Origin of the sequence: Hyalangium minutum (assembly GCF_000737315.1) — a bacterium.
Lineage (GTDB): Bacteria > Myxococcota > Myxococcia > Myxococcales > Myxococcaceae > Hyalangium > Hyalangium minutum.
In genome coordinates this window covers 498,246-504,291 of the sequence record NZ_JMCB01000005.1, presented here as the reverse complement: position 1 = coordinate 504,291, position 6,046 = coordinate 498,246, and the positions used below count along the sequence as shown (strand labels likewise).

General features: G+C 69.4%; 4 protein-coding genes. 2 read left to right on the top strand and 2 right to left on the bottom strand.

The features are described 5' to 3' along the window. Both tnpB and DB31_RS44830 read right to left on the bottom strand, forming a co-directional pair. The coding region (gene tnpB / locus DB31_RS51585) for an IS66 family insertion sequence element accessory protein TnpB (protein WP_420806701.1) at positions 1-298 on the bottom strand (298 nt) is incomplete at its 3' end. A gap of 396 nt (positions 299-694) precedes the next feature. Beyond that, entirely contained in the window at positions 695-1,975 is a 1,281-nt protein-coding gene (locus tag DB31_RS44830) for an ATP-binding protein (protein WP_052419984.1), read from the bottom strand. 141 nt (positions 1,976-2,116) lie between these two features. Between DB31_RS44830 and DB31_RS15570 the strand changes: the two genes are divergently transcribed. Continuing rightward, positions 2,117-5,164 carry a serine/threonine-protein kinase gene (locus DB31_RS15570; protein WP_169787054.1) on the top strand — a complete coding sequence of 1,016 codons (3,048 nt, stop codon included), beginning with the start codon at positions 2,117-2,119 and terminating at the stop codon, positions 5,162-5,164. 150 nt (positions 5,165-5,314) lie between these two features. Next, positions 5,315-5,854, top strand: coding sequence for a hypothetical protein (locus DB31_RS15565; RefSeq protein ID WP_044188064.1), 540 nt, complete (start codon positions 5,315-5,317; stop codon positions 5,852-5,854). Positions 5,855-6,046: the final 192 nt, after the last annotated feature.

The following is a 6,046-nucleotide window of genomic DNA, read 5'->3' as shown; positions in this document are numbered from 1 at the left end:
ACCACCAAGCCCTCACGCAGGAACATGCGCTGCTGGCGTGCCAGGGGCAGGTGAAAGGCATACTTCTGCAGGGCCACGTGGACGGCAAACTCCACCGAGTAGCGGCCGCCCTCCACCAGAACAGCCGCTTGGTGAGCAGCACCAGCCCCGTCCCATCGAAGTAGAGCACCTTGGCCGGGCGACGGCTTCTGCCCACGAACAGGAACACGTCCCCCTTGAGCACCTGCCCTCCCAACTGCTGCTCCACCAGCGCCGCTGAGCCCGTCAAACCCCTTGCGCATGTCCACCGGCGCTGCACACGCAAACACCCGCACCGCTCGGGTGAGCGTCAGCACCCCAGTTTCCGCAGCAACTGTGCTGCGGCCTCCAGGCTCAACCCCTCCACCCGAAAGCCCCCGGGTGCCACCACTGCCAACGGCCCGGCCTGCGCCACGGCTGCCTGCGCCACCCCAGTCGGAAGCGTCGCACCGGCCACCTCGCCTATAACGGAGGTCCTCCATCAGGTGGGACGTAGCGAGGACTGCGACATGTCATCCCGGATCCACGCGTGAGCCGCCAGCAAGCCCAGCCGGCACCTGCGGGTGACGCAGCGGGAGGACTTGAACTCCACCAACGGCATGTTCCTGGACGGGGTGGCCGCGCTGTCTCCCTCCGTGGCCGCGTCAAGGCAGAGCTTCGCGAGCAGAAGGCCTCTTCACGCAGCAGGCAGGGAGCACCGGAACACAGTGCCGCGTCCTGGCCGAGGCTCCGCCTGCAGCCGGCCCTGGTGCACCTCCAGGATGGAGCGGCTGATGGACAGCCCCATGCCCAGTCCCGCTGGCTTGGTGGTGAAGAACGGCTCGAACAGACGCTTCTGCACCTCCGGGCTCAAGCCCACGCCCGCGTCCTCCACGACCAGCTCCACGCGCCCGTCCGTTCGTTGGGTGCGCACCCACACCTGCCGCTCTCCGGGCGGACACGGGCCCACCGCATCCAGCGCGTTGATAATGAGGTTGAGCACCACCTGCTGCAGCTGAACCCCATCCCCTTTCACGGGCAGCGGCGCGTCCGCCAGGTGCAGCGTGAGGGTCGCGCCCCGAAGCTGCGCATCATTGCTGGCCAGCTGCGCCACCTGGCGCACCAGCTCATTGAAGTCATGGGAGGCGAAAGGCGCTTGGTCCTTCTTCAGCATCGCCCGCGTGCGGCGGATGATCTCTCCGGCCCGCTTGTCGTCGGAGATGATGTCCTCGAGCACCTCTCGCAGCAGCGGGAGGTCGGCCGGCGTGCGATGGAGCAGCCGCAGCGCCGTCTCGGCGTTGGTGAGAATGGCCGAGAGGGGCTGGTTCAGCTCATGGGCGATGGAGGCGCCCAGCTCGCCCACCGCGGCAACCCGCTCCATGTGGGCCCGCTCGTCCCGGGCCCGGCGTGCCTCCAGCTCCGCACGCCTGCGCGGAGTCGCGTCCACCACGGTGACCACGGCGCCGCCGCCCGGCAACTCCAGCCGCCGGGCGCGCAGCTCGAACCACGTGTCCGCCCGGGGGCCGCGGAACTCCACCATGCCCTCCTCCACCCGGCCCGAGAGCACGTTTTCCAGCAGCGAGGCCACCCCCGCTGTCTCGAGCTCCCCCGCGTGCGTCAGCTTCTGCAGTGCCTGCAGGTAGGAGCGGCCCGGAAACACCAGCCTCTGGGTGGACAACGCCCCCAACCCCTCGCGCTGGGCCGAGGGTGCGCTGGCTCGAAGCACGGCGCCGTTGCTGTCCAGGATGGCCACCGCGCCCGGGAGTGAGTCCAGCACGGCCAGGTTCAGCCGCTGAGCGCCCCTGCGCCGCTGCCGCTCCAGCAACAGCACGACGATGAGCGCCAGCATGAGCAGGCCCGCCACCACCACCGCCATCATGCCCCAGCGATAGCGCGCCCAGAGCTCGGGCGCTCCCGGCTCGACCGCCGCGAGCGAGGTGGCCATCCGCCACAGAATCAAGACGCTCAGGGCGCGCATCCCTTCCTCCGAGCAGGCCGCACGCCCCCCTCCTGCCACCGCTCACCGCCTCGAATCTAGTGAGCTCTTCGTTGAATTGACATGCACGCGGAGTTGTGAGCCGGCTGGCGCTCCGTGCGGATGACGCGAGATGCTGCGGACATGAGTGAGTCCCCGCGGCAGGCCCCCCCGGCAACACCCGAGGAAGCCCAGACGGTCATCCGCCCGCAGTCCGGTTCCGCCCCTGCCTCGGGTGCCACACCCCCTGCTTCGGAGGTGGGGGGTTTTCACGTGGCGCCCGGGAGCACCCTGGCGGGCCGCTACACCGTGCTGAACGTCTTGGGCCAGGGCGGCATGGGCGTGGTGGTGGCCGCCTATGACGCGCGGCTGGATCGGCGTGTGGCCCTGAAGCGGGTGCGCTCGCACGAGGCCCAGCGCAGCGGCGATGGGCTGGCGCAGGTCCGCATGGTGCGGGAGGCGCAGAGCATGGCCCGCCTCAATCACCCCCACGTGGTGGCCGTCTATGACGCGGGGACGCTCGAGGATGGCTCCGTCTTCATCGCCATGGAGTACGTCCAGGGACAGACGCTGCGGAGCTGGAGCCAGCAGACTTCGCCCCGGTCCTGGCGAGAGGCCGTCCAAGCCTATCTGGCCGCGGGGCGTGGGCTGACGGCCGCACACGCCGCGGGCCTCGTCCACCGGGACTTCAAGCCCGACAATGTCCTGGTCGGCGAGGACGGCCGGGTGCGAGTCACGGACTTTGGCCTGGCACGGGCTGGGGCGACCCCAGACGCCGCCGCACAGCCTGTCACCGCCCTCCCCACCTCCGCGCTGGAGGCGCCGCTCACCTTGCCGGGCGCCGTGCTGGGAACACCCGCGTACATGGCTCCGGAGCTGCTCCAAGGCCAGCCAGCGAATGTGCGCAGTGACGTGTATGCCTTCTGTGCCTCGCTCTACGAGGCGCTCTATGGGCGAGTCCCCTTCCCCATGGACTCAATGGCGTCGGTTCTCCGCCTCTTGAAGGAGGGCCAGCCGCCCATTCCTCCCGCGGACTCGCAGGTGCCCGGCTGGGTGGCTCGCGCGGTGCTGCAGGGCCTGCACCCCAACCCGCTGCAGCGGCCCGGCTCCCTGGAGCAGGTGTTGCGGCAGTTGGAGGACGATCCCGAGGTGCGGCGCCGGAACTGGCTGCGAATGGGAGGACTGACGGCGGCGGTGGCGCTGTTCGCGGGGCTGGCGGTCTGGACGTGGGTGCGCCAGCAGGGCCCGGACTGCGAGAGCCTGACGCGCCGCCTGGAGGGAGTGTGGGACGCGCCGGTGAAGGCCCGCGTCACCCAGGCGATGGAGGCCACCGGGCTGCCGTATGCGAAAGACACAGCCCAGCGCGTGGAGCGGCTGCTGGATGGGTACGCCCAGGCTTGGGTGAAGCAGCGAGTCGAGGTGTGCCAGGTGGCGGCCGCGCACCCGGTGACGGCACCGCGGTCGCAGAGCCTGGAGCTGCTGCGAGAGGCCTGCCTGGAGCGGCGGCGCAGCCAGCTCCAAGCCTTCACCGGACTGCTGGGGCGTGGACCGGATCCGGAGCTGGTGGACAAGGCGGTGCCGGTGGCGCAGGCGCTGCCGCCGCTGGAGTACTGCGCGGATGCCCAGGCGCTGCTGGCGGCGGTGCCACCTCCCGAGGATCCCCAGGTGCGCGCGAGGGTGGAGGCGCTGCAGGCGCAGGTAGAACCCCTGGAGGTGCTGCTCGCGGCAGGAAAGTACAAAGAGGGGCTGGCGCTGAGCGAGCAACTTCTCTCCCAGGTGGAGCCGGTGGGCCATGCGCCCCTGCACGCGAGGGCCCTGCTGCTCCGAGCCCAGCTGCAAGAGGGCGCGGGCGACTACAAGGCCAGCGAGAGCACGGTGGCGCAGGCCATCTCCGAGGCGGCCCACGGCCGGGATGCGGTGCGGGTGGCGCAGGCCTGGAACCTCCGGCTGCTGCTGGTGGGCATTCGCCAGGCACGCCCCAAGGAGGCCGAGCCGCTGGAGCCCCTGGTGGAGACGGTGGTGGAGTTGGCGGGAGACGAGGCGACCCTCGCCGACTCGCTCCAGGTGCGCGGCCGGCGGCTCGAGAGCGTGGGCCAGTTCCAGGAGGCGAAGGAGCACTACGAGCGCGTCCTGGCCCTTCGAGAGAAGCTCTTCGGCCCCAGCCACCTTCGGGTGGCCTTGGCGCTCACGGACCTGGGCAACGTGCTCCGGCGCATGGGCCAGTACGCGGACGCGAAGGAGCGGCTCGAGCGCGCCCTGGCCATTCAGCAGGAGACCGTCGGCCCCACGCACGTGAGCGTGGCCCACTCGCTCACCACGTTGGGCATCGTGTTCAAGGAGCTGGGCCAGTACGAGGAAGCCCGGGTCCGGCACGAGCGTGCCCTGACCATCGTGGAGGAGGCACTGGGCCCGGATCATCTCCAGACGGCCACCGTGCTCCAGCAGCTGGGGAATGTGCTCCTGGACCTGGGAAAGTACGAGGAGGCACAGGTCCGGCATGAGCGCAGCCTGGCCATCGTGGAGAAGGCGCTGGGCCCCGAGCACCCCCACGTCTCCAAGGTGCTCGCCAGCCTGGGCATCGCGATGGCGGGACTGGGCCGGTACGAAGACGCACGGCTGCGGTTCGAGCGCGCGCTGCACATCCAGGAGAAGACTTATGGCCCCGAGCACCCGGATGTGGCGGGCATGCTCATCAACCTGGGCGGAGTGCTCGCGGACCTGGGACGGTATGGCGAGGCCAAGGCCCATCAGGAGCGGGCGCTGGCCATTCTGGAGAAGGTGCTGGGTCCTCGGCACCCGGTGCTCTCCATCCCCATCACCCTGCTGGGCCGGGCCCTCACGGGGCTGGGGCGGTATGACGAGGCACAGCGACAGTTGGATCGCGCGCTGGCCTTGCAACAACAGCCGCAGGAGCACGCCGGGCTGGTGGAACCACTCACCGGGCTGGGATGGCTCCAGTTGGCGCGCGGCAGGCCCACGGCCGCCGTGCCGTTGCTCGAGCGGGCCTTGAAGCTGGCGCCAGAACAGGCCGGCACGGAGGTCCGGTTCGCGCTGGCCCAAGCGCTCTGGGAGTCGAAGCAGGATCGCCCTCGGGCGCTTGAGCTGGCCACCCGCGCCCGCGAGGAATGGCGCCGCCGCGGTCACGCCCCCCGGCTGGCTGAGGTGTCCCAGTGGTTGGCGTCCCGGAGATGACCCCGGTCACAACGTGAACCCGCTGTCAATTCAACAAAGATCCAACTGCCGCTCCAGGAGGGAAGGGAGCAGAAGGAGTCCGCACGAGGCCGTCCATGAAAATGGACTCACCATCGTGCGCAGCACCTCACCCCCAACCAGGAGTTGTCGATGTCGTTGATGGGTTTGATTCCTCCCATTGGCTTGGAGATTCCCTGCAGTGGCTATGGCGTAAACATTCCGCTCCAGGTCAACGTCCTGGGGATCGTCACGTTGGACTTCAAGGGCGGCATCAAGTACCGGATTGAAGCGAACCTTGGCGCGGGACTCGGTGGCGTCAAGATGAAGGTCATCGGCTACGAGCAGTCTGCGGACAGCCCCGTGCTGGGCAAGGTCACCTTCAGCCAGGCGGATGTCGACACGACGCCGCTCAGCTTGCTCGAGCTCACCAAGACTCTCCCTCCGACCTTCCGCCAGACGACGTACCTGGATATCCGGGTGACCATCGAGAAGCCGCCCGGCGGTGGCCCTCCCCTGGTGCTGATGAACACGAAGCCGCTGACGCTGGTGAACGACTCCCTCACGGTGTTCCCGCCGCAGGGCTCTGTCTACCAGCTTCAGGCTCCCGTGGACCTCTCGCCTGTGGGCAACCCGAACCAAGTCGTCGCAACGCTTCTGCAGTTCCCCACGACCTGGTCGCACAACCCCTAGCCGTACCGGAGCTCCCAGGAACCGCGCACCCAGCACGTCGAAGGCGCGCAGTTCCTGCTTCGCGGAGGGGGTGGAGGGAAACGCCTCCACCTCTCCCAACACCCGCTGCTCCGCCGCGTCAAAGACACCGCAGAACCGGTCCTGGTCCAGGTCGAAGAGGCCTCGGAACCGACGCAGCACGGCGACATGGGC